A 1,387-nucleotide genomic window follows, 5' to 3' on the forward strand; every position below is an offset into this window, starting at 1 on the left:
CATATCTTTTGATGTCTCTGCCTCGCAATATGGGTCGAATGATTTGTACAGTTCGTTCTCTCTCTGTGAGATAAACTACTTCTTCATCCCCTTCATTAGCCCTTATATATTGTTCATTGATGAGTTTGAAGGGTAGTTTAGAGGCTTCTGTATCATCACAGGCATTTAGTATCTCATCTTTTTTCTCTGTATCGATAATGAAGGCTTCGTTATAGCCAGTTAAGATTCCTCGATAAATATTTATATCCCAATCTTTGAGTGGTGTCCCGATGGATTCTATCTTTTTCTTTAAAGCTATGCTTAAGGTATTTCCAAAGGTAAAGGCTTCATCGCTAAGTGTGTTAGTATTGATGATCTGCGGGGCAACAGCTTCTATATCTGCAGCATTTTCAGGCTTGGAGGTGATACAAAGGTATTTGAAATCAGTTTTTTGGGATTTTATTTTTTTAAACTCTAGTATCGAGGTATCTACAGTCGCACTATCAAAGACCTTCACTCCGTTGAACTCTACATAGCTTTCTAGCTTGGTTTTTTCTAAGATAAATTTTCTGAGAGCTTTCCCATATCTAGCCCTCGTCCATTTGTTGCTTGTAATAAAGCTCAGCCTTCCTTTGTCTTTTAGAATCTTATAGCCTTGTTCAAAAAAGTAAGTAAATATATCACTAGTTCCGCTAAAGATTTCAAAATGAGTACTTAAATGTGGTTTGATTTCTTTGATATTTGTTAATTAAAACTGGATTCTATGAGTTCTATTTCTTTATCATTTAGATTATAAAGGGTATAGACCATCTTATCTAAGACTTCTTGTAGGGCTTTTGCATCTTGATTTTTGGCTTTGGATTCTAATATTTCATTTACAATCTTTACGAACTCTTGTTGCTTAGATTCTGTGATTTTTGGGATTGGAAGAAGTTCTAAAAAAGCTTTTTTGTAACGATAACCCTTTTCTCCCAAACCTCCCCCAGCATAAAAATTCTTGAAAGCAAAAGCTAAAAGCTTAGAATGCAACATTCCAATTAGATATTCTAAAAAATTGCCTGTAAGAATAAAGCTTGTCGCTTCTGCATAGAAATTATTTTTGTCTAAATAAAATTGAGGAGATTGAACAATTTCGCTATACACAATCTTCTGCCTATTAAATTCGCTCATATAAGCACAATGTCTGAGATTATAAGGAGTATGTCCTTTATCTGATCTTTTTGATATTTCTGACCAAAAACTATCCAAATGCAATTTTAATCTTGGATAATCTTTAATGTTTATCGGAGAAATCGTAATATCTTCATCTTTATACCCATTATGGGTATTTATCACCCACTTTCCTGCCCATTCATAAACATATCTTTTGATGTCTCTGCCTCGCAATATGGGTCGAATGATTTGTACA

Annotated in this window: 1 protein-coding gene and 2 pseudogenes; all 3 read right to left on the bottom strand. The window is 33.9% G+C overall.

Annotated features, from left to right (window positions below; translation table 11 throughout):
- Nucleotides 1-496: pseudogene (locus tag Q5I06_RS08630) on the bottom strand (hypothetical protein); the annotation flags it as partial.
- A gap of 48 nt (nt 497-544) precedes the next feature.
- Nucleotides 545-718: pseudogene (locus Q5I06_RS08755) on the bottom strand (Eco57I restriction-modification methylase domain-containing protein); the annotation flags it as partial.
- A gap of 5 nt (nt 719-723) precedes the next feature.
- Nucleotides 724-1,387 (bottom strand): TaqI-like C-terminal specificity domain-containing protein (locus Q5I06_RS08635; protein WP_305520939.1); only part of this gene is annotated, 664 nt, incomplete at its 5' end.

The sequence above is a fragment of the Helicobacter cappadocius genome, assembly GCF_030688855.1.
Classification (GTDB): Bacteria; Campylobacterota; Campylobacteria; order Campylobacterales; family Helicobacteraceae; genus Helicobacter_J; species Helicobacter_J cappadocius.